General features: G+C 41.9%; 16 protein-coding genes and 1 pseudogene. 14 read left to right on the top strand and 3 right to left on the bottom strand.

The genetic code is table 11. The features are described 5' to 3' along the window. The first annotated feature begins 8 nt into the window (after window positions 1–8). Genes H8S63_RS16060 through H8S63_RS16045 form a run of 4 tightly spaced genes read left to right on the top strand, consistent with a single transcriptional unit; the run spans window position 9 to window position 3,447 of the window. Window positions 9–1,148: an ABC transporter substrate-binding protein gene (locus H8S63_RS16060; protein ID WP_004289233.1), complete on the top strand. Its 1,140-nt coding sequence runs from the start codon at window positions 9–11 to the stop codon at window positions 1,146–1,148. Continuing rightward, window positions 1,149–2,129, top strand: coding sequence for an iron ABC transporter permease (locus tag H8S63_RS16055; protein WP_004311292.1), 981 nt, complete (start codon window positions 1,149–1,151; stop codon window positions 2,127–2,129). Beyond that, window positions 2,126–2,884, top strand: a complete 759-nt coding sequence (locus tag H8S63_RS16050; RefSeq protein ID WP_186927363.1) for an ABC transporter ATP-binding protein — start codon at window positions 2,126–2,128, stop codon at window positions 2,882–2,884. The genes H8S63_RS16055 and H8S63_RS16050 overlap by 4 nt, the downstream gene beginning before the upstream one ends. Next, window positions 2,881–3,447, top strand: coding sequence for a DUF2284 domain-containing protein (locus H8S63_RS16045; RefSeq protein WP_004289236.1), 567 nt, complete (start codon window positions 2,881–2,883; stop codon window positions 3,445–3,447). Before H8S63_RS16050 ends, H8S63_RS16045 begins: the two co-directional genes overlap by 4 nt. Window positions 3,448–4,030: 583 nt before the next feature. Here H8S63_RS16045 and H8S63_RS16040 read toward each other — a convergent pair. Further along, on the bottom strand, window positions 4,031–4,285 hold the full coding sequence (locus H8S63_RS16040) for a hypothetical protein (protein ID WP_008650625.1): 255 nt from the start codon (window positions 4,283–4,285) through the stop codon (window positions 4,031–4,033). 76 nt (window positions 4,286–4,361) lie between these two features. On the opposite strand from H8S63_RS16040, the gene H8S63_RS16035 reads away from it, so the two are divergent. The 3 genes from H8S63_RS16035 (at window position 4,362) to H8S63_RS16025 (ending at window position 6,076) form a co-directional block, all read left to right on the top strand. Next, window positions 4,362–4,778, top strand: coding sequence for a DUF3408 domain-containing protein (locus tag H8S63_RS16035; RefSeq protein WP_008650626.1), 417 nt, complete (start codon window positions 4,362–4,364; stop codon window positions 4,776–4,778). 29 nt (window positions 4,779–4,807) lie between these two features. Beyond that, window positions 4,808–5,212 (top strand): DUF3408 domain-containing protein, encoded by a 405-nt coding sequence (locus tag H8S63_RS16030; protein WP_004315818.1) that lies wholly within the window; start codon window positions 4,808–4,810, stop codon window positions 5,210–5,212. A 75-nt stretch (window positions 5,213–5,287) separates the two neighbouring features. After that, window positions 5,288–6,076: a ParA family protein gene (locus H8S63_RS16025; RefSeq protein ID WP_004311277.1), complete on the top strand. Its 789-nt coding sequence runs from the start codon at window positions 5,288–5,290 to the stop codon at window positions 6,074–6,076. Between the two features lie 108 nt (window positions 6,077–6,184). Here the strand turns inward: H8S63_RS16025 and H8S63_RS16020 are convergent, their stop codons facing one another. Next, window positions 6,185–6,346 (bottom strand): hypothetical protein, encoded by a 162-nt coding sequence (locus H8S63_RS16020; RefSeq protein ID WP_153862836.1) that lies wholly within the window; start codon window positions 6,344–6,346, stop codon window positions 6,185–6,187. A 987-nt stretch (window positions 6,347–7,333) separates the two neighbouring features. Here H8S63_RS16020 and H8S63_RS16015 point away from each other — a divergent pair. From H8S63_RS16015 to H8S63_RS15985, 7 genes are all read left to right on the top strand, one after another. Continuing rightward, window positions 7,334–9,214, top strand: a complete 1,881-nt coding sequence (locus H8S63_RS16015) for a carboxypeptidase-like regulatory domain-containing protein (protein WP_004327093.1) — start codon at window positions 7,334–7,336, stop codon at window positions 9,212–9,214. Window positions 9,215–10,124: 910 nt separating this feature from the next. After that, complete coding sequence (locus H8S63_RS16010; protein WP_004311273.1) at window positions 10,125–12,995, top strand: TonB-dependent receptor; 2,871 nt, start codon at window positions 10,125–10,127, stop codon at window positions 12,993–12,995. A gap of 13 nt (window positions 12,996–13,008) precedes the next feature. Beyond that, on the top strand, window positions 13,009–14,280 hold the full coding sequence (locus H8S63_RS16005) for a DUF4876 domain-containing protein (RefSeq protein ID WP_004312956.1): 1,272 nt from the start codon (window positions 13,009–13,011) through the stop codon (window positions 14,278–14,280). Window positions 14,281–14,303: 23 nt separating this feature from the next. Beyond that, on the top strand, window positions 14,304–15,866 hold the full coding sequence (locus H8S63_RS16000) for a DUF6850 family outer membrane beta-barrel protein (protein ID WP_004327091.1): 1,563 nt from the start codon (window positions 14,304–14,306) through the stop codon (window positions 15,864–15,866). A gap of 30 nt (window positions 15,867–15,896) precedes the next feature. Then, window positions 15,897–18,071, top strand: coding sequence for a HEAT repeat domain-containing protein (locus tag H8S63_RS15995; RefSeq protein ID WP_008650628.1), 2,175 nt, complete (start codon window positions 15,897–15,899; stop codon window positions 18,069–18,071). Between the two features lie 6 nt (window positions 18,072–18,077). Beyond that, window positions 18,078–20,279, top strand: a complete 2,202-nt coding sequence (locus tag H8S63_RS15990; RefSeq protein ID WP_004311266.1) for a HEAT repeat domain-containing protein — start codon at window positions 18,078–18,080, stop codon at window positions 20,277–20,279. A gap of 2 nt (window positions 20,280–20,281) precedes the next feature. Next, a complete protein-coding gene (locus H8S63_RS15985) occupies window positions 20,282–22,474 on the top strand; it encodes a hypothetical protein (protein WP_004311265.1) in 2,193 nt (730 codons plus the stop codon). Window positions 22,475–22,477: 3 nt separating this feature from the next. Here the strand turns inward: H8S63_RS15985 and H8S63_RS15980 are convergent. Then, a pseudogene (locus H8S63_RS15980) lies at window positions 22,478–22,651 on the bottom strand (transposase); the annotation flags it as partial. Between the last annotated feature and the right edge of the window lie 256 nt (window positions 22,652–22,907).

The following is a 22,907-nucleotide window of genomic DNA, read 5'->3' as shown; positions in this document are numbered from 1 at the left end:
GCATCAATATGAACGCATTAAAGAATTTAAGCCTGATTTTGTTGCTTTCTCTGGCATTTACAGGCTGCCACAACAAAAGCTCAAAAATCAATGATTTCAACCTGCTGCTTTATGCTCCCGAATATGCCTCCGGCTTCGACATCAAAGGGGCGGGCGGGAAGGAAAGCGTACTGATAACCGTCAGGAATCCCTGGCAGGGAGCGGACAGTGTAACCACATGGCTGTTTATCGTCCGCAACGGTGAAGAGGTTCCCGAAGGGTTTGCAGGACAGGTACTCAAAGGAGACGCCAAACGTATCGTGGCGATGTCTTCCACTCATATCGCCATGCTTGACGCAATCGGTGAAGTCCGGTGTATAACCGGCGTTTCGGGAATCGACTACATTTCCAACCCAGACATCCAAGCCCGCCGCGACAGTATTGGCGATGTCGGCTATGAAGGGAACATCAACTACGAGTTGCTGCTCTCGCTCGATCCCGACCTCGTTCTGCTCTATGGGGTGAACGGCGCAAGCGCAATGGAAAGCAAACTCGAAGAACTCGACATACCGTTCATGTATGTCGGCGATTATCTTGAAGAGTCGCCTCTCGGCAAGGCCGAATGGATGGTAGTGCTTTCAGAAGTCACAGGAAAACGTGAGAAGGGTGAAAAAGCCTTTGCCGCAATCCCGGTCAGATACAACGCCTTGAAAAAGAAAGTGGCCGACAGTACCCTCGGCACTCCTTCGGTTATGCTTAATGTTCCCTATGGCGACTCGTGGTTCATGCCTTCAACCCAAAGTTATGTAGCCCGCTTGATTACTGATGCGGGAGGCCGCTATATCTACCAGAAGAACACGGGAAACGCTTCTATCCCCATTGACTTAGAAGAAGCATATCTGCTCGCGTCGGATGCGGACATGTGGTTGAACGTGGGAATGGCGAACTCCCTTGACGACTTGAAGGCATCATGTCCGAAATTCACCGATACCCGATGTTTCAAAAATGGAGAGGTGTATAACAACAACGCCCGTACCAACACAGCCGGGGGTAACGACTATTACGAGTCTGCCGTCGTGAATCCTGACATCGTGCTCCGCGACCTCGTGAAGATATTCCATCCTGAACTGGTGCAGGAAGAGTGTGTGTATTACAAGCAACTGAAATAGATGCGTTCCCGTTCGACTATATTATTCTCCATATTGATTACGCTCACGGTCGGTCTTTTTTTACTGGACTTGGCCGTGGGAGCTGTCAACATTCCGATCCGCGATGTATGGGCAGCACTGACCGGGGGAAATTGTTCCCGTGCCACGGAAAAAATCGTACTCAACATACGCCTCATAAAAGCTATAGTGGCACTGTTGGCCGGGGCTGCCTTATCGGTCAGCGGTCTTCAGATGCAGACCCTCTTCCGTAATCCTCTTGCCGGTCCCTATGTCCTTGGCATCAGTTCCGGTGCAAGTCTCGGTGTGGCACTTGTGGTACTTGCCGGGATCGGTTCATCAATAGGCATTGCCGGAGCAGCGTGGGTGGGTGCGGCTGTCGTGTTGCTCGTGATAACTGCCGTCGGACAGCGAATAAAAGACATCATGGTAATCCTGATTCTGGGCATGATGTTCTCATCGGGCGTAGGTGCTGTCGTGCAGATATTGCAGTACCTCAGCAAAGAGGAATCGCTGAAAGCCTTTGTCATTTGGACGATGGGGGCTTTGGGTGACGTCACCTCCGGACAACTTCTGATTCTTGTTCCATCGGTGTTTGCCGGACTGCTGTTGGCTGTACTGACCATCAAACCGCTTAACCTCCTGCTGTTCGGAGAGGAATATGCCGTAACAATGGGACTGAATATTCGGCGTTCACGCAGCCTGTTGTTTCTCTCGACAACGCTGCTCGCCGGAACGATAACCGCTTTTTGCGGTCCGATAGGTTTCATAGGTCTCGCTATGCCTCATGTCACAAGAATGCTTTTCCAAAATAGCGATCATCATGTCCTTCTGCCCGGAACAATTCTTTCGGGAGCATCGATATTGCTTCTTTGCGACATCATTTCTAAAATATTCACCTTGCCGATCAACGCCATTACAGCTCTATTGGGAATCCCAATCGTCGTATGGGTGGTTTTACGCAACAAATCCATCACCGCATGATAGAATTACAGCATTTTTCCATAGGTTACAAAGAAAACTCGTTGCTCCACGAGGTAAATGCCACGATAAAAAAAGGTCAACTGACAGCCCTTATCGGAAGAAACGGGACAGGAAAATCGACGTTGCTCCGCGCCATAGCCGGTCTGAACCGGTGTTATTCCGGAAAAATCATTCTCGACGGGCACGACATCGCCTGCATGAAAACCGAAGATATGGCAAAAACGCTGGCTGTCGTCACGACCAAGCGCACGCGCATCGCCAACCTGCGGTGCAAGGATGTCGTAGCCATAGGCCGTGCTCCTTATACCAACTGGATAGGTAGGATGCAAGAAACAGATAAGGAGATAGTCATGCAATCGCTCATTTCGGTGGGAATGGAGGCTTATGCAAACCGCACGATGGATAAAATGTCGGATGGCGAATGCCAGCGTGTGATGATTGCTCGTGCATTGGCACAGGATACTCCTATCATTCTCCTTGATGAACCGACTTCCTTTCTTGACATGCCTAATCGCTACGAACTTGTGGCGTTGCTTCGTAGGCTTGTCCACGACGAGAAAAAATGTATCATGTTCTCGACACATGAACTTGACATCGCGTTGTCCATGTGCGATTCGATAGCATTGTTAGATACCCCGAATTTAAGTTGCTTGACCGCGTCTGAAATGCAGAAAAGCGGATACATTGACAGACTTTTCCAAAATGAAAACATCCGTTTCGACTCCTTATGCGGTACAATGATTTTGAAACAATGAGTATATACACTGTAGAAAATTTTACTTCAGACATCACTGTTGAAGGATACATCGCCGAATTCCGTGACGAACCACATTTTCTTGAACTTTGCAAACAATGTACCAATTACGGTAAAAGTTGGGGGTGTCCTCCATTTGATTTTGATACGGAATCGTTTCTCCGACAATACAAGTATGCACATCTTATGGCAACGAAGATAATCCCTGAAGACAAAGATATTCCGATTGAATATACACAAAAACTCATTTTACCGGAACGGATACGAATCGAGAGCGAATTATTGGATATGGAACGGAAATATGGAGGGCGTTCATTTGCCTATATAGGTAAATGTCTTCACTGCTCAGATAACGAGTGTACGCGTAACTGCGGCACACCATGCCGACACCCGGAAAAAGTGCGTCCGTCACTCGAAGCCTTCGGATTTGACATAGCCAAAACGCTTTCTGAACTTTTTAACATCGAACTTCTTTGGGGAAAGGATGGCAAATTACCTGAATATCTTGTTCTCGTAAGCGGATTTTTTCATAATGAATACGAACTTTGCAACATAGCATACTAATGATTCGGACATGAAATAAACAGACAAACTAACCACATTCGGTTCAATCTGTTTTGTGATTTCAAATGAATTATAATTAGATATGTAAAAAGCGACGCTGGAGCTTGAAATAAGTAACGGTTTATCGGTGTATTCTCCGTTAAACCGTCCTGTTTTCGTTAAACGAAAACACAACTTGCTGTCCGCAGGAGCGGACCACATTTATCCAATAATTATTGTGTATTAGCCCATTGTATGGCTATTCTCCTGTGATTTACGAGGCATTTCCATCAGGTGTTTGCCGGCTGCTCTCCCCATAAAAGGGTGGATATCTCTCCATAATCATATGACTTACGTCCATAATTCGGGAATAAGGAGGCGAATATACGGGAAATCTGCCCTTTACATGCCCTATTGTCCATTAATGGATTGTTACTTCTACACATCTACAAATGGAGAGCGGCAGTGAGCCGTATATGGTTTATGGTTTTTCTGCATTATCTTCATTAATGGATTACTACTTCTACACTTCTGCAAATGGAGAATGTAGCCGTGTACACCTTATGGTCTTCCTTCATAATTCTCCATTAACGGATTAATACTTTTACACTCCCATAGACCGATAATTTAAGAATCCGTATCCGGACGGATGCGCGCTCTCACGCCTGCCCATAAGGATTAAAAAGGAACGGTGGACAAGGAAACGGAATCCCGCTCGCTTTTCCACACCACTACGGGCCTCTGATGTCGCCTCCGCATAGGAAGAACCGTCCGAACGGAACGGCATCTCCGTCCCCCCCGTCATGTGTATCATGACAATAACTGACTTTGGATGACTATAAGTGACAGGTGGTTTCATCCTGTTCTCTTCTTCCTTTATTTTGTATTCCGAGACAATACCAGTTGTGTAATTTAATAATTTAAGATTTTAAAATATGGATTCAGAAAAGGAAAAGAACCGGCTTTCCGATATCGTTCTCGAGAGGGTCGGACTCACGGGGAACCTTCTGTCAGCTCCCGTTTCCCCATCCCTGGAACCAGTGGTGGAGATACCAAGTCATGGAAGTCAGGTCCGGGCAGGGAAAGTGACAGGTCCGGAGGAATACAAGAGGAGGTTTCTGGTTCCCGCTCCCAGAGCCGCTGAGTGGAAGACCGCCTACATTGATGGGAGACTGCACCGCCGGATCGCCATGCTGGTCAGGGTCGCCGGCTGCGGCAGCATCTCCGGTTTTATCATCCGGTTGTTGGAACTCCATATGGAGGAACACAGGGAGGACATCGCCTCCCTGCTCGGTGAGGTCTACCGTCCCTGGGATGAGGACGGACAGCCGGGAGGAACACCTCGCCGATAAAACGTTGTCATTGTCCAAGAAGGCATATCATGACAGGAAAGAACGTAAAAGAGCGGATTGGTCTTGGCGGGATGGACGCGGACCGCATCCGTGAGATCATGGGGGAAGCGCCTGCCTGTCCCCGGAAGAGACGTGGAACGTCCGGTAACGACATTATACGTCCCGCAAGGAAAAATGGCCCCATGCAACCGTCCGTCTACGGGGAGGAATACCTGCATGGCATTGCGGGCGTGCAGCGTCGGTCGCTGCATATTCCCGCCGCCCTGCACCGGAAACTGTCCATCCTGGCGGGAGCCTCGAGAAACGGAAAGGTCACTCTGGAGGGGTTCATCAACCACCTTGTCTCGCGGCATCTGGAAGAATACAGGGAAACGACGGACATGATTCTGGAGGAGTCCCTGCCCGGCCCGGTCATAAAGGCTCGTCCCCCATGACAGGGGATCTCCCCCGATGGGAGCATTATTTTTGTTTCTGAAACAATAGTGTTTAACTTTTAATGAAAAAGAAGTATGATGAAAAAAGAAAAAGAGTTGTTGGTTGCCATCGCCAGCCAGAAGGGTGGCGTGGGAAAATCCGTCTTTACGGTACTGCTGGCCAGTGTCCTGCATTACCGCAAAGACGTGCGTGTGGCGGTTGTGGACTGTGACTCCCCGCAGCACAGCATCGCCCTGATGCGTGAGAGGGACATGGAGAATGTCATGAAAAATGACGACCTGAAGGTGAACCTGTACCGGCAGTACGAAAGAATCCGTAAGCCTGCCTATCCGGTCATCAAAAGCGACCCGGAAAAGGGGGTGGAAGACCTGCGGCGTTATATGGACGAAAAAGGGGAGACTTTCGATATCGTGCTCTTCGACCTTCCCGGAACGCTCCGCAGCGAGGGGGTAGTTCATACCGTTGCCGCGATGGACTATATCTTTGTCCCGCTCAAGGCGGACAATATCGTCATGCAGAGTTCCCTGCAGTTTACCAAGGTGCTGGAAGAGGAGCTGATCGCCAAGGGGAACTGCAACTTGAAAGGAATCCGGCTGTTCTGGAACATGGTGGATAGAAGGGGACGGAAGAATTTGTATGATGCCTGGAACCGGGTCATCCACAGGATGGGGCTGCGGCTGCTGTCCTCACACATTCCGAACACCCTCCGCTACAACAAGGAGGCGGACCCTGTCTGTAAGGGTGTCTTTCGTTCCACGCTGTTTCCACCCGATCCCCGTCAGGAGAAAGACTCCGGCCTTCCTGAACTGGTGGAGGAGATATGCCATGCCATCGGTCTGGAGGAATCCGATACCGAGCGGTAGCGGATGATAGGATACAGACACCTTGAATAAGGGCTTTTAGCCTAAGATAAAGTAAGATAATTGCATGATAATAAGTTTTTTACAGATGTGACTTCTCCTATAAAAGCATTACCTTAGTAGTGTAATGTGCGCCAAGAGGTCACACAAGTAATTGTTCAGCATCGTGTCTGAACCTATTGTTCCATCAATAGTAGCCTGAAGAGGCGTACGTGACTGGCAACGGTCGGGTGCGAAGCCCTCTTGACAACGACGTTCCAACCTAAGCATCATAGGCGAAGAATGTCAAAGCTGACTGATATGAGTAACCTAAGTGAATCGCCGTACCATCGTGACTATGAATTAGCTCACGGATATTTATGGGCCATTCCAAAAGGCAAGCAGTCAGGATAGTACGCTGTTACATCGTGCTACACGGATGTCGCACTGCTGGTGGATAGGCGGAGTCTAAGTCGGTCGTCAGTTATTTGTGCGAAACTTGGTAAGCCCGTATCTCTCCCGTCAGCCAATAACCGATGGGTGGCCAATTGTAAGAGCGGCCGAATGAGGTGCGGGTAAAGGATTGTGGAGAAAGCGAATGCCATGGTGTAATGCCCTGGATAAAGGTTTCAACGTCACCCTACGCGAAAGCGGGCAGACTTCCACAGGGTAATTCTTTGTGAAACGAATTGTAGAACTTCAAGTATAAAGAAACAGCAAAGGAACAAGGCGCAAGCCGAGTGTGCATCTTCAGCCGGACGCAAAACCGTGTGGAAAGGAATAGACTTCGCACGATGCGAACGTAAGGTATCAATCGTTCACTGACTGCTATGTTCGGTATTAATGCAGACTGAATCCTTAATCATTTATCCAAACTCTTGAAATATCAAAGCCTGATTTAAGTGCAGATAACTGATAGAGTTTGGATAAATGGAAAGTTTGAATAAAATACATTATTATCAATTTCTACAGATATTTTTCCTTGCGCTCACACCCCACTGCATATTTGAGAAAACAGAATGATTTAACATACTATTTTTCATATCCAATCTTTTTTAATACTCCCCATGATAATACTCACTATAAAAAGTCCAATCGAATAATTTTACGCGGTGATAAATGAAATTAATAGAAAGCGATTACCTTTGAAGAAAAAGTCTGTAATTTGGTCAAGAGAAAAGTACAATAGGTCAAAACATGGATATTATAATTCGCTTTATTTGCACTACCATTTTAAATCTAATTGTATTAATCCTTATTATAAACTTTAATATCTGCACTATGAAGAGAAAAGTACTATTAAGCACATTGTTTCTAATACTACATTTCACTGTAGCATTAGCACAGCAAGTAACTATTTCAGGGCAAGTGTTGGATGAGAAGAGTGAACCTCTTATCGGTGCCACGATAAATATCGAAGGTACCACCAATGCAGTAATCACCGATTTAGAAGGAAAGTTCACGATAAAAGTACTTCCTTCTGAAAAACTGGTCATCAGTTATCTGGGATATAAGCCCAAAACTATCACTATCGGAAAGAACCGAAGATTTGATATCATTCTAGACCCTTCAGTCACAGAGATGGATGAGGTGGTTGTTGTAGGCTATGGTAGCCAGCGAAAAAGTGATATTGCAACCGCCGTTGCTTCTGTGAATATAAAAGATATTGTAAACAGTAGTTCTACGCAGACGTTGCAAGCACTACAAGGCAAAATCAGCGGAGTACAGATTATCCCCACAGACGGTTCATTGTCAAGCGGAATGACTTTCAGAATCAGAGGTGTCAACTCCGTCACAGGAGGAACCCAGCCTCTCTTCGTCATTGATGGTGTACCAATGCCTACTCAACAGATCACCAATGAAGATACCGAAACGGTAAACAATCCTCTGCTGGGACTGAATCCAAATGATATTGAATCCAATTTGAATTATTGGAATCCTCGTCCTATCAAAAAGGATAATCCATATTTGACCGTCCAAAGGAAGCTCTCTCCACAGACTGTGGAGGATTTCGCCAATAGACTGTTCATCTACCAGGTAGGAAAAAACAATCATATCGGCTTTCCATTCCGCAAACCCTCCCAGATGGAAATCCTTAACTTTGAAATGAGGAACTATTTTGCAGAGACCAATACCAATTATAAAGCCTTTGCCACGGGTGGTGACAAGGCGCAAAGCTGTTGGATGGCCAATTTTGTTCCTTTTGACAAGGTTACAGACATATATCTCTTTGAATCCGCTATTGACGCAATGAGTTTCTACGAAATAAACCATTATACTAAAGAAACCACATGCGCATTCATAAGCACGGGGGGATATGTCACCAAATCCCAAATAGAGAATATAAGCCGTATATTCCCATCTGATAAGGTAAAGTGGAATTGTTGCTATGACAATGATGCCAGCGGTAATGGTTTTGACATCACCACAGCATATTATCTCAAAGGTGAGGAATGTAAAGCTTTTGCAAGGACCAACACTGGAGACACATATAAGACCATCTATTTAAGTTTCCCGGATGGAAACACACAGACCTTCAAAGAAGATGCATTTTCCTCCGGCGAGTATCTTAAACAACATGGTATAGACAATGTAAATATCATCAAACCTTCACGGTACAAAGATTGGAATGAGCTTCTTGTCTATTACAAAAGATTTGATTTGAACCTGGGTCCAGGAATGAAATTCATCCCGGCTATCGAAAAGACCATATCCCAACTGAATCTAAGAGGATATGAACAATTGGCCAATAGTATCAGTTCTTCCACAAAAGAACTGGTGGATTCTCTGCTTGAGCAAGCCAATTACTGCATTTCCGCACCTCTTGCCGAGAGCGGCGCTTATACTCTTATGGTAGACTGTAATATCTTCATGGGGCTGGACACGATGGTACCGGTACCAAGCAACTTATATGTTATAGAAAAGTGCACGCAAAAAAAGATATCGGCACATGCCATAAATGAATTTCTTAAAAAAGAATATATAAACATTTTTAGAGACATGAGTTCATCTGATTTCAAAAATTTTCTAGAGAAAGACATCCTAACTTATACAAAGGGTGCTGTAGAAAAGAATTTTGAGAAAGTGATATTGACTTTCGGATGGAGCCTTAAACCTTCAATTCTAAAAAAAAAGAGTTTTGACTTAGAACATGGTATATAGCATAACAATACAGCATGATACCATAATAGTAGCTGTTTCAAGCAGACATGTTGTCACAATTCCTGCCAGGTTTAATGGAATGATTCTCGGGCTTTGGAACTTGATACAGATTTTCGTTGCCTACTGTAATGAGAATCCGAATTGGGTGAGTAATGTCCGGTCACTGTGGGGTGACCGATTCAAATAGGGACAGGTATGGAACGGATGCCTATTCATGCCCCTATTATAGCTGACACATGGACTTTTATACATTCTTGCACTTTTTAAGTGGGTAAAAAAGTACTATTTGTATTTTATACAAAAAATTGTTTGCTTAATGAAATGGAACATACATTGCCAATGATATTTAATACCTATATATAGGTATTAGATGCGTTTTTATACCCAAAAAATGGTATTTTTATAATCTTTTGTAATATCTAATTTTGCGTCCTAAAATAGATCTTTTATCGAAGAGAGATACAGTTTCCTTATATTTGAACTGGGGCTTCTGTAAAGTGCGATAAATATGAGGCTGGAACGGAGCTATCAGAAGAATTTTGGAGAAAATCCGTTTTTTAACTTAGTTAGATCTATCAATGAAAATATAAGTATTTATCTGCGTTGTATTAAGATATAGCATATCAGAACTACAACCATCCCGTTTTTTATTTAGATTTGCAGTTTGCTTTTAATCACTCAAGATCCGTATTACTATGTATGGAACTTAAATAAAGTACTAATATATATTGGATTTTCCTAAATATAATGCAGTTGCTATATTGTTAGACAACAGACGGTTGAGGTCTGTGAGATTATGCAACGGCACCAACAAAAACAACATGTATTTTTAATAATTTTAGTTTTGTTACACACAATGGTTTGTTTTAATTTAAAATTTACATATAATTTTGCATTATTAATAAATATGATGTTACTTATGAAAAAAGGTATTTTGGGGTGTAATATTATATACTTGTTTATACTTATTTGCATAGGAATTGCCCTCCCTATCAAATCGCAAAACAATTACAAAGTAAAACTTACAGGCACTGTTTATGAGTACGACCACAACAACAAGCGTTTGCCTTTAGAATTTGCAGCTGTGTCTATTCCTGAAATTGCACTAGGGACAACCTCTGATGAAAATGGTAGATACATACTGGAAAACGTACCTACTGGTAAAATTCGTATGCAAATTCAATATTTGGGCAAAGTCTCCATTGACACCTTAATAAATGTAAATAAGGATTTGGTTCTTAATTTTACAATGAGGAATGAGGATTTTAAGTTGAAAGAAGTTACAGTAACTGCAACCAACAGCCGTTCAGGCAAATCCACATCTTCTCACATTTCCCGCTCTGCTATGGACCATATGCAAGCGACCAGTTTATATGATGTAATGTCATTGATGCCAGGTGGAATTTCACAGAATCAAGATATGAGTTCGGCACAACAGATTAACATCCGTCAAGTTTCCAGTTCCAGTGGTCCGGAAGCTCCGATGAATGCTATGGGCACCGCAATAATTCGTGATGGTGCCCCCATCTCAAATAATGCTAATCTATCTGCGATGAGCCCTACGGTATTAAGTGGTACGGAAACACCCGCTTCATTGGCCGGAGGTGCCTCGCCGGCTGGTGGAACCGATGTTCGTAGTATTTCTACTGAAAATATAGAGTCTATACAAATCGTTCGTGGTATCCCTTCTGTTGAATATGGTGATCTGACCTCAGGAGCAGTAATTATTAATACAAAAGCTGGTCGTGAGCCGCTACGTGTCAAAGCAAAAGCCAATCCCAATATCTATCAGGTGTCTATGGGAACCGGTTTTGAACTTGGAAAAAAGAAAGGCGCTTTAAATGTAAGTGCAGATTATGCTTATAATACGAATAATCCAATATCCAGTTACCAGCACTATCAGCGTGCCACAACAAAGTTGCTCTATTCAAATACTTTCTTTAATAATAAGTTACGTACCAATTCCAGCTTTGATTTTATTTATGGTAAGGATCAACGTGAACGTAATCCTGATGATGAACAAACTAAAACAGCTTCGGAAGGCCGCGATATAGGTTTTACTTTGAATACCAATGGTACATGGAATATAAATAAGGGCTGGTTAAAAACACTACGCTATGTATTGTCAGGTACGTATATGGATAAAGACAGTTATTATGAAACCGTATACAGTTCTGCTACATCTCCTTATTCCATGACCACTACAAACGGTGCGGTACTTAGTAACTTTGCAGGTCAGCATATCTATGATGCCAATGGTAATCAAATTACTAATTTTGGACCGGAAGACATAAATCATTATGCTGTTTATCTACCAAGCAGCTATTTGGGACACTATGAGATCGATAGTCGTGAAGTTAATTTGTTTGCTAAAGTGACGAGTTCTCTATTCAAGGCGAGCGGTCATGTAAACAACCGCATCTTGATTGGTGCGGATTTCCGGAGTGACGGTAACGTTGGTAAAGGAAAAACTTATGACCCAAGTACTCCTCCTTATCGTAGTCAATACGGTCATAATTCATCTTTCCGTCCACGTAACTATAAGGATATTCCTTTCATTAACCAATTTGGTGCATATGTGGAAGATAATTTCAAATGGTCCATAAGCGGTACGCATGATTTGAACATTCAGGCTGGTGTGCGTTATGATCATACCTCAGTAGTAGGAGGCATTTTCTCGCCACGTGTAAATGCATCCATTGATTTGATTCCGAATCTATTAAGTCTTCAGGGAGGTTACGGTATTGCTGCAAAGATGCCTTCTCTTCTCTATTTATATCCAGAAAATGCATATTTTGAATATATCAATATAAATGAGCTTACCAATGAAAATATTCCGGAAAGCCAGCGCTTGTTTATGACTACCACAGAAGTTCGGCAAGTAGATAACTCAGATTTGAAGATTGCCCAAAATCATAAAGCAGAAGTCGGTTTTAATTTACGAGTGGGTAAAACCAATCTGAATGTAATAGCTTATAAGGAGCGTCTGAAGGATGGTTATGTAATGAGCCAAACCTTCAACACCTTCAATACATTTATCTACAATGAATACCAGCGCACAGAAAACGGGATAGAGCTTAGTAGTAGCCTACCGGTATTGTCTACTTATGCAAAACCAACTAATAATTTAAATATAGAAACTAAAGGTTTAGAATTTGATTTGAATATCGGACGTATTGATGCTATCCGTACGGCCTTCCAAATAAATGGCTCATGGATGCGTACTAAGAGTTGGCGTCAGGGTTATAGCTTCTATGACAATAGCGAAGATGCTGCTTCAGCCCGTAAACCGGTGGCCATTTATTCTCAAGAAGGCAATGCAAGTTACAAACAACAATTTGTAACGACTTTACGTGCCACTCACAATATCCCGCGTATCGGTTTTGTTGTTACGATGACAGCACAAGCTATTTGGCAGCAGTCTAATTGGAATACATTTGGAAACGATTCTATACCTGTGGGCTATTTAGCATTGGAAGATGCGTCTGTAAATATGTTTCCCAAGGGGAAATATACCACTACCCAGCAAGTAAAGGATGCAGGATATGGATATATGTTGAATAATGTAAGTCATAATAATGCTATAAAAGAATCATACAGTCCTTATTTTTGTTTTAACTTGAATGTAACTAAAGAAATTAGCAATATGCTACGTGTTTCTTTCTTTGCCAACAATATGTTCAGAAGTTATCCGCGCAGAGAATCCAAACGTAATCCGGGTTCATATATTCAATTGAATAACCGATTTTTCTTTGGGCTGGAATTATCACTCACTTTATAATGTTTAGGAAGTTATGAAAAAATATTTAATATATTTGTTTACATTGGCAAGTACCCTTTTGATAGGATGCGATTCGTTCAGGGACATGTCTGGCACAGCAGAAGTGAATCCTATCACAGTGGATGTATATTTGGATATTACCGTTGAAAATATATCCACACTGAAAGATCTGACTGTAAAGTTCGACAATTACGATGAAGATTTACATTATGTAAAAGAAGTAACTGATAATAGTGTGAAAGTTGACGGAATTATCCCCGGAATTTATTCGGTAACAGTATCCGGTACAGCGATCGATACAGAAAACAATGAATACTACATCAATGGCAATTCTGTAAATGCGGCATTATTTAAGCATGGTAGCGCATTGAATATTGAAGTACAAGGGCTTAAAGTGAGCCCATTAATATTCAAGGAGATTTATTATTGCGGTAGCCGTCCGGAAAAAGGAGGAGTCTATTTCCGAGACCAGTTCTATGAGATATACAATAACTCTGCTGACATTTTGTATTTGGACGGTATTTATTTCGCAAATTTAACTCCGGGTACAGCTACCACTAAATTACCTATTTGGCCGGAAGCGGACGGTAATAATTATGCATATGGAGAACGTGTGTGGAAATTTCCAGGAAATGGAACCGAATATCCGTTAGCGCCAGGTGAATCTTGCATCATTTCTCAATTTGCCGCTAACCATCAGTTGGACATCTATAACCCTCAAAGTCCTATAGACGGCAGTAGTTCTGAGTTTGAGTTTAATATGAATAATCCAAACTTCCCTGACCAGGCAGCTTATGATATGCAACATGTTTTCTACCAAGGAAAAGCAGAGATGGGAAGTATACCACAATATTTGACATCCGTATTCGGAGGTGCTTATGTGATTTTTCGTGTTCCTGAAGGAGAAGCTTGGGATCCGGTCAACGATGAAAATATGAAGACAACAGATCTTAGCAAACCGAACAGCAATGTTTATTATGCAAAAATACCTATTAAATATGTATTGGATGCTGTTGAAGCAGTAAACAATGAGTCAAAGATGAATGCAAAACGTGTCCCCGGTGTACTTGATGCAGGTATTACTTGGGTAGGAGCTACTTATTGCGGTTTAGGTATTGCTCGCAAATTGTCCACAGACGAAGAAGGTAATCCTATTATTCGCGAAGAAACAGGTACATATATATATCAGGATACAAACAACAGTACGGATGACTTTGAACGTGGCGTTGTTCCTGTAATGCGTCGTAATGGAGCAAAAATGCCTTCATGGAATCACACATTGTAATAATTAACTAAAAAGACAGAACAATGAAAAAACAATATATGAACTATATGAAAAGCTGCCTGCTGGTAATGATAGCCTGCCTTGTAAGTATGGTGGGAGCGGCACAGGGCTTCTCTCCCGCCGCTATGGAACAATTGAAAACAAGACGACTATGGTCTCATTCACAGAATGCTGCCGGTATGCCATTCGATGATATTCAGAATTATTCGAATGTTATATTGGGATATGACTTACAGGACGGAAACTATTGCCGTCCGCAAGAGGGGCAGAAAGAGGCTATCGTAGGTGTATCCAGTGAAGGCTTTATCAATCTGAAAAATGCATATGTGTGGGGAGCATTTAATTTTGCACAAAAAAATCTGACAGATGCCGGATATAACGCCTCCATTGCCGATCCATTCAGGGGAATGCCTTACTATGTCGCAGACCAGCACTTAAGCAAATGGAGAAATCAATATTACGATCTGAAGTTTCGTGCAGCTACTCCTTTACTTGGTAATCATTGGGCATTGGGGTTGGAAGGTAATTATGTAGCTACATTAGCTGCCAAACAGCGCGACCCGCGTGTGGATACCCGTTTTTATACGCTGGGACTGACGCCGGGGATTACTTACAAGTTGAATAATTCACACAAGTTTGGTGCAAGTTTCAAGTATAGTTCTATCAAGGAAGACTCAAGAATGAGTAATGTCAACTCTTATGTGGATCAGGACTATTATATATTATACGGTTTGGGAACAGCCATAAAAGGAATAGGCAGCGGTGTAACCAGCAATTATATTGGAGACCGTTTCGGTGGAGCTCTCCAGTACAACTTCAGTATGCCCTCTTTCAATTTACTGCTTGAGGGCAGTTACGATGTAAAAGCGGAAACTGTTCAGCAGAGCTATACGACTCCTAAAAAAATAGCCGGTGTAAAAGATAAAACTGCTCATGTTTCTTTAACGATGATTCAGGAAGGAAAGGACTATACCAATTATATGAGAACCACATATACAAATCGTAACATCGATGGTATTCAGTATATTTCTCAACGCGATAACTCTGAATCACAAAGTGGCTGGGTGGAATTATATAATAACATCCGTTCTACGTACAAGGCACAAACCGCTTCTCTTAATTATGCATTAAGCAGAAACCGCGGGAATGAATATAGTTGGAAAGCAGAATTAAATGTGAATTATACCAAGCAAGACGATGAATATTTAATGCCTAATTCTGTACAGAATGCAGAAAATTTATCTTTAGGCTTAGGTGGCAAAAAAAATTTTGTTTTAGGCAATAGTTTGAATCGCAGGCTTTTAATAGATGTTCATGTTGCGTATAACAATAATCTGGGAGGTGAATATGTATATGGTGGCAGCCATGCAGACTATCCAACTGTAACCGAATTACAACAAGGGCTGACTAATTATTATACCTGTGATTACTATCGTATTGGCGGGTCGATAACGTATTCGCAACAAGTCAGAGAAAACAGACGTATGAACTTATTTGCAAAAGTTGTATTCGATCGTGTAAATACCTCTGACTATGATTATGATGGGCGTACTCATTTATCGATAAGTTTAGGATGTAATTTTTAATGCTACATAACGAAATCTATATTACAAAACATGCGTAAATTAATAACTGGAAGTTTGATGCTCTGCAGCATATTATCTCTGCGGGCACAGACATTTGTTAAACCGGCTGTGAAAGTAAAGGACACCTCTTTTGCTGTAATTACAGATAAAGGGACATTTCAGGCTTGTGAAGCCGAGCTTAAAGCCTATCAGGAGATTCTAGGAATGGAAGGGTTGCCTACGTTCATCGTATACAATGAATGGAATAAACCGGAAGATGTAAAGAAAGTTATTGTTAAGCTCTACAAAAAGGATAAATTGGAAGGAGTGGTATTTGTCGGTGATATCCCTATTCCAATGCTCCGCAAAGCCCAGCATATGACTTCCGCTTTTAAAATGGATGAGAAAAACAATGACTGGAGAGATTCTTCAGTGCCCAGCGACCGTTTCTACGATGATTTCGACCTACAATTCGATTTTTTGAAACAGGACAGTGTCGAAAATAATTTCTTCTATTATTATTTGGCTATAAAATCTCCACAGCAAATTCGGTGTGACATATATTCTGCACGTGTCAAAGCTGTTGATAACGGCGAAGAACCGCATGCGCAAATCAGCCGCTATTTTAAAAAAGTGGTGGCTGAGCACCAGATAAACAATAAATTAGACCAATTCTTCTCCTATACAGGTGATGGCTCTTACTCTAACTCATTGACTGCATGGACACCGGAAACCTTTACTATTCGCGAACAAATGCCGGGCGTATTCGATAAAGAGGGACGGGCCCGTTTCATCCGTTATAATTTCAGCGATTATCCCAAGGACGATGTCATTAATATGCTGAAACGCACAGATCTGGACTTGTCTATTTTTCATGAGCATGGTATGCCCGAACGTCAATATCTTTCCGGTAGTCCCGCTACTAATAGGTGGAATGCTCATGTAGATGCAATGAAGTACTATTATCGTGGTTTAGCGCGTAGAAAGCAAAACAACAAAAAGTCTTTCGACGAAATGCTGGATATGATGAAAAACACATACGGTTTGGACACTACTTGGATTGCAGGCTATGATGATCCCAAAGTAATTGCAGAAGATTCTTTACTAGACCTGCGCACCGGTATTATCCTGTCGGAAGTTACAGAGTTTAAGCCTAATAGCCGTATGGTAATTTTCGATGCATGCTATAATGGTGATTTCCGGGAAAAAGATTACATTGCCGGACGTTATATCATGTCGGAAGGAAAATGCGTAACTACTTTTGCCAATTCAGTCAATGTACTGCAAGATAAAATGGCAAACGAGATGCTCGGCCTGTTAGGTATGGGAGCACGAGTGGGGCAATGGGCTAAATTGACGAATATTCTCGAATCGCACATTACCGGTGACCCTACTCTACGTTTTCAATCTATCAATGAGGTAGATGCCAATGCTTTGTTCAAAGAACCATATAGCGAGTCCCGCATGTTGGAGTTATTACAGTCGCCCTATGCCGACATACAGAATTTTGCTTTGCACAACCTTTATCGCAATGACTATCCGGGTATTTCTGATTTATTAAGAAAAACTTTTGAAACTTCCTCGTTCATGATGGTACGTTTCACCTGCTTGGCATTGCTTGAGAAGATTAGTGACAAAAACTTCCGGGAAGTCTTACACTTGGCCATTACGGATTCCTATGAATTTATTCGTCGCACCTCTGTTCGTATGATGCAACATGTGGGACTGAACGAGTATGTTTATCCGCAAATCAAAGCCTATGTAGAAGACAACCTATCCGAGCGTGTGGCATTTAATGTGAGTTTGGGGCTTCAAGTCTTTGATCAGGCAGCCGTACAGGCGGCAATTGATAAAGTAATGGCTGAGACCTATGTGTTGCAAGACAAGGAGGAGATGCGTAAGGTTTTGGAGAATGCCAATAATAGTCGTAGCATGCAAAAAGAGTTATTAAGCAAAGAAACTTCCGAACGTTGGCGCATCCTTTATTGCAATTCTCTGAAAAATCATATGGCACATGCCTGTGTAGACGGCCTCTTGGCTTTACTTACCGACTCCAGTGAAAGTGAAAAGCTAAAAACCTGTTTATTGGAGGCTTTTGCTTGGTTCACTCATTCTTATCGGAAGCCTGACATCCTTCGGGTATGCGATCAACTGAGAAAAGATAAGAGCTTATCCGAGAACCTTCGTGAAGAAGCCGACCGTACATATTACAGACTTAAAAATTAATTGGCCATGATTAAAAAAATAATATATCTGGCATTTCTTTTGCCATTGGCAGGAAATGCACAAACAACAGTCATAAAGCCATTGGTCAAACAACCTACCGCTTTTGCTATCATAACAGATAACCAAACTTATGCAAATACCAAAGATGCCATGCATCAGTACAAAACTGCGGTTGAAGATGATGGTTTGGCAACTTATCTGATCAGCGGTGACTGGCAAAATCCAGATCAAGTCAAACAGATAATCATCAAAACATATCAAGAATGCCCTTCATTGGAAGGTCTGGTTTTAATCGGCGATGTGCCTGTCGCATTGGTACGTAATGCGCAACACATGACTACTGCATTCAAAATGAATGAGAAAGCCTTTCCTTGGGATCAGTCTTCCGTACCTACCGACCGCTTTTATGATGATCTGAACTTAAAGTTTGAGTTCATCAGGCAAGACTCAGTAAATCATCAGCATTTCTACTACAAATTGACAGAAGACAGTCCCCAGCGGCTAAATCCTACTTTCTATTCAGCTCGTATCAAGTATCCGGAAAAAAAGGAAGGGGATAAATATGCGGCCATTGCCTCATATCTGAAGAAAGCTGCTGCTGCCAAGGCAGATAAGCATAATCAATTAGATCGGGTATTCTCATTCAATGGTGCTTCTTACAATTCCGATTGCCTGATTGTATGGATGGATGACGAAAAAGCTTATATGGAGAACTTTCCATTAGCTTTTGGTCGTCAAATGGGATTCAAACATTGGAACTTCCGAATGAAACACCCTATGAAATATAAGTTATTCAGCGAATTGCAACGAAAGGACCTTGACTTATTTATGTTTCATGAACATGGAATGCCAACAGGGCAGCTTATTAATGATGAATTGGCATGCACTGATTTCAATAATCGTTATAAAATGTTGAAGAGTACACTTTATAATGCAGTCATGTCCCATGTTGGAAAACGTGACAAAGACACCTTACGTATTCAGATGCAGGAAAAACGACAAGTGAATGAGGTGTTTTTTAAAGACCTGGACAATCCTAAGTTCTGGGAAGCAGACTCTCTTCACTACGCTGATGAACGTATCGTAACGGAAGATTTAATGAAGAGAAATCTTTCCACTAATCCGAAGATGATAATGTTTGATGCGTGCTACAACGGTTCTTTTCACGAAAACGACTATATAGCAGGACAATATATCTTTAATGACGGTCAGACATTAGTAGCACAAGGAAATACCCGTAACGTATTGCAAGACCGCTGGACTATTGAAATGATTGGTTTGTTGTCCCATGGTGTACGAGCCGGGCAATACAATAAGCTAATCGTATCACTTGAAGGTCATTTGTTTGGTGATCCCACTTTCCGTTTTGCTCCTATCGAAGCCAATACTTTAAGTACCGATATAACAATACACAAAGATGACAAAGCCTATTGGAAGAATTTGTTAAACAGCCCATACGCTGATGTACAAAGTTTGGCCATGCGTATGCTGGCTGACGCCGATACCCAAAAGGAATTATCTCCGTTGCTCCTGAAGAAGTACCGGGAAAGTGGCTTCAATACGGTTCGTATGGAAGCTATCAAGTTGTTGAGCCGTTATCAGGACGACAACTTCATCGAAGCATTACGCGAAGGTTTGAACGATACTTATGAAATGGTAGCTCGCCAAAGTGCCATTTATGCTGGATTTGTAGGTGACGATTCCTTATTGCCCGCTATTGTGGAAGCATTGGTCGAACATAATGAACGCTTACGCGTACAAATGAGTGCCAACAAGGCTTTAAGCCTTTATCCGAAAGAGAAAGTAGAAAAGACAATAGAAGACTTTTATGCAAAAGTTGACCGTTTGAATGAAAACGAAGAGAAAAAACGATTACTAAGAAGCCTGGAAAGAATGTTTGTACAAGAGGCAAAAGTCCATCAGACCTTGATGGATGTAGCTGCACCGGAAGCAAAACGTATCAGTGCAATCCGCAATGTGCGTAACTATACATTCCATTTCCACGTGGATGATTATTTGAATGTAATTCGTGATGCCGGTAATCCACAGGAAGTACGTGTAGTAATGGCCGAAGCATTAGGTTGGTTTACTAATTCTGTACAACGGCCACACATTCTTGAAGAAATAAAGAAGATGCAACAAACAGCCAATCTTCCGGAAGATTTAAAAGCAGAGCTTGAACAGACAATCAAAAGATTAAGTTTATAAATATGAATAAATACATCCTTTTGGCAATTACCGCTTTGTGCTTACAGGATATGCAGGCGCAAACAGTTGTACATCCTAGTATAAAAACAAAGACTACTTTTGCAATTGTAGTCGATCAGAAAAGTTATGATGAAGCGAAAAGTGAAATTGATGCTTATCGTACCAGTATAGAAAAAGAAGGTTTAGGTACTTACTTGCTAATTGATGATTGGAAAAGGCCCGAACCTATTCGTGAGCAACTTGTCAAATTGCATGAGAATGAGAAAACGCCTTTGGAGGGTTGCGTATTTATAGGTGACATCCCTATTCCAATGATTCGTGATGCACATCATCTATCTTCGGCTTTCAAAAGGTCTCCCAAAGCCAATTGGCAGAAATCAAGCGTTCCTTCCGACCGTTATTATGATGACTTCGGATTAAAATTTGATTATATTAAACAAGACAGTTTGATACCTGACTATCATTATATGACATTGCGTGCTGATTCTAAACAGTATATTTCACCGGATATTTATTCGGCCCGTATCCGTCCATTACATTTAGAAGGTGAGAACCGTTATCAGATGCTACGCGATTACTTAAAAAAGGCAGTTGCCGAAAAAGCAAAGCAAAATGCATTTGACCAACTGACTATGGCCCGTGGCCATGGTTACAATTCTGAAGATCCTTTGGCATGGAGCGGTGAGCAAATAGCCTTACGTGAGCAATTGCCGCAAATATTCAAATCGGGTAATACAGTGAAGTTCTATGATTTTAACATGCGCTATCCGATGAAACCATTATACTTGAACGAGATTCAGCGCGAAGGATTAGATGTCATGCTATTCCATCACCACGGTGGCCCCACCATGCAGTATATCAATGGCTATGAAAATGGTTCCGGTATTAATTTGAGTATTGAGAATGCCAAAATATTCTTGCGAAGCAAAGTGCCTTCATACGCCAAGAAACATGGGCGTGAAGCTGCTATCAAAGAATATGCCAAGCAGTATGGGGTGCCTGAAAGTTGGTGTGCGGAAGCTTTCGATGAGGAGAAAATAAAATCGGATTCCATTGTAAACCGTAATATGGATATCTATACTGAAGATATTCGTCTTTTGACTCCTAATGCGCGTTTTATATTGTTCGATGCTTGTTTCAACGGTTCTTTCCATTTGGATGACAACATTGTAGGCTCTTATATATTCAATAAGGGTAAGACCATTGCTACTATGGGATGTACGGTTAACACCATTCAAGATAAATGGCCGGATGAATTTCTCGGCTTGTTAGCTGCCGGTATGCGCATCGGGCAGTTCACTCGTTTTACCTGCTTCTTGGAAAATCATCTGATCGGTGACCCGACTTTTCACTTCACCAATAATGCCGGGCTGGATATGGACATCAACCAAGCTTTAGTTGCGCAGGAAGGAAATGTTACATTCTGGAAAAAACAGCTGAATTCCCCTATGGCTGACATGCAGGCAATGGCGCTCCGTCAATTGTCAATGGCAAATTATAGTGGTCTCGTTGAGTTGCTGAAGAAAAGTTACCACGAATCGAACTATTTCGTTGTGCGGTTGGAAGCATTACGCCTATTAGCTTTGAACTATCCGACAGAGGTTGCCGATGTATTGCAGACAGCCATGAACGACAGTTATGAACTGATCCGTCGTTATGCGGTGGAATACGTTGAAAAGAATTGCAATCCGGAATTGTTGCCGGCATGGATAGAAAGCTATTTATTACGCGGACATGAAAACCGCCATCGTTTCAGAATTTTTAGTGCTATCAACACGTTCGACCATGATATGGCTTTGAATGAATTGAAGAAACAGGCTGCCGATTGGTCTTTCTACGATTCTTCCTATGTGAATGAATTGTTAGAATACCTTCCTCGCCAAAAGAAAGGACTTGAAAGAGATTTTGCACTTATTGACAGTCCGGAAAGTACTACCAAACAGATACAAAGCGAAATAAGTAGGTTCCGAAATAAACCTATTGCTAAAGCTATTGAGCCATTACTGAACATTATAAAAAATGAAAGCCAAGAAGAAGAACTTCGCATATTGGCTGCTGAAACATTAGGCTGGTATAATTTATACTATAATAAAGCAGATATAATCAAAGAACTTAACACATTTAGAACTTCCAATCAAAAGCTAATGAACGAAGTTACCAAAACAATTAATAGGCTGAAAAGTCAAAATAGGTAGAATCATCCAAACGATGAGATAGACCGGATCCAAAGGGCGGTTCTGCCATTCCTGAGCAGCCTGGTTGACTTTGTTCGTGATGATGGAAATAGCTGATGTGGACAGTTCTATCTCATAGATTTCACGCATCTCCTCTTCTATGTCTGACACGCTCATTCCTTTGGCATATAGGGAGATAACAAGTTTTTCTTTAATATTATCGACACTATACAGGGACATTCAGTAAATGTCTATAGTATAACTCCTCAACCAGTTCCAGACACCAATCATTAAAACAGGGATATTCCTAAAATAATAAAATTTAAGGCAACTAATTCATTGCGAGTTAGTTGCCTTTTTTGTATCTTTAAGCATTCCGTGCGACAAGAAGTCGTATAAGTAATTGTTTAGCACTGCGTCTAAACCTATTGTTCCGTCAATAGTAGCCTAAAGA

Source organism: Bacteroides sp. NSJ-39 (assembly GCF_014287315.1).
GTDB classification, from domain to species: Bacteria; Bacteroidota; Bacteroidia; order Bacteroidales; family Bacteroidaceae; genus Bacteroides; species Bacteroides finegoldii.
This window is presented reverse-complemented; position numbering and strand designations above follow the sequence as displayed.

Bases quoted from the DNA above. Each gene is read 5' to 3' on its own strand.
- H8S63_RS16035 (WP_008650626.1), top strand. From the start codon at position 4,362: ATGGATTCAGAAAAGGAAAAGAACCGGCTTTCCGATATCGTTCTCGAG.
- H8S63_RS15985 (WP_004311265.1), top strand. From the start codon at position 20,282: ATGAATAAATACATCCTTTTGGCAATTACCGCTTTGTGCTTACAGGAT.
- H8S63_RS16020 (WP_153862836.1), bottom strand. From the start codon at position 6,346: ATGATGCTTAGGTTGGAACGTCGTTGTCAAGAGGGCTTCGCACCCGAC.
- H8S63_RS16055 (WP_004311292.1), top strand. From the start codon at position 1,149: ATGCGTTCCCGTTCGACTATATTATTCTCCATATTGATTACGCTCACG.
- H8S63_RS16040 (WP_008650625.1), bottom strand. From the start codon at position 4,285: ATGAAACCACCTGTCACTTATAGTCATCCAAAGTCAGTTATTGTCATG.
- H8S63_RS16025 (WP_004311277.1), top strand. From the start codon at position 5,288: ATGATGAAAAAAGAAAAAGAGTTGTTGGTTGCCATCGCCAGCCAGAAG.
- H8S63_RS16050 (WP_186927363.1), top strand. From the start codon at position 2,126: ATGATAGAATTACAGCATTTTTCCATAGGTTACAAAGAAAACTCGTTG.
- H8S63_RS15990 (WP_004311266.1), top strand. From the start codon at position 18,078: ATGATTAAAAAAATAATATATCTGGCATTTCTTTTGCCATTGGCAGGA.
- H8S63_RS16010 (WP_004311273.1), top strand. From the start codon at position 10,125: ATGTTACTTATGAAAAAAGGTATTTTGGGGTGTAATATTATATACTTG.
- H8S63_RS16005 (WP_004312956.1), top strand. From the start codon at position 13,009: ATGAAAAAATATTTAATATATTTGTTTACATTGGCAAGTACCCTTTTG.
- H8S63_RS16000 (WP_004327091.1), top strand. From the start codon at position 14,304: ATGAAAAAACAATATATGAACTATATGAAAAGCTGCCTGCTGGTAATG.
- H8S63_RS16030 (WP_004315818.1), top strand. From the start codon at position 4,808: ATGACAGGAAAGAACGTAAAAGAGCGGATTGGTCTTGGCGGGATGGAC.
- H8S63_RS16060 (WP_004289233.1), top strand. From the start codon at position 9: ATGAACGCATTAAAGAATTTAAGCCTGATTTTGTTGCTTTCTCTGGCA.
- H8S63_RS16045 (WP_004289236.1), top strand. From the start codon at position 2,881: ATGAGTATATACACTGTAGAAAATTTTACTTCAGACATCACTGTTGAA.
- H8S63_RS15995 (WP_008650628.1), top strand. From the start codon at position 15,897: ATGCGTAAATTAATAACTGGAAGTTTGATGCTCTGCAGCATATTATCT.
- H8S63_RS16015 (WP_004327093.1), top strand. From the start codon at position 7,334: ATGAAGAGAAAAGTACTATTAAGCACATTGTTTCTAATACTACATTTC.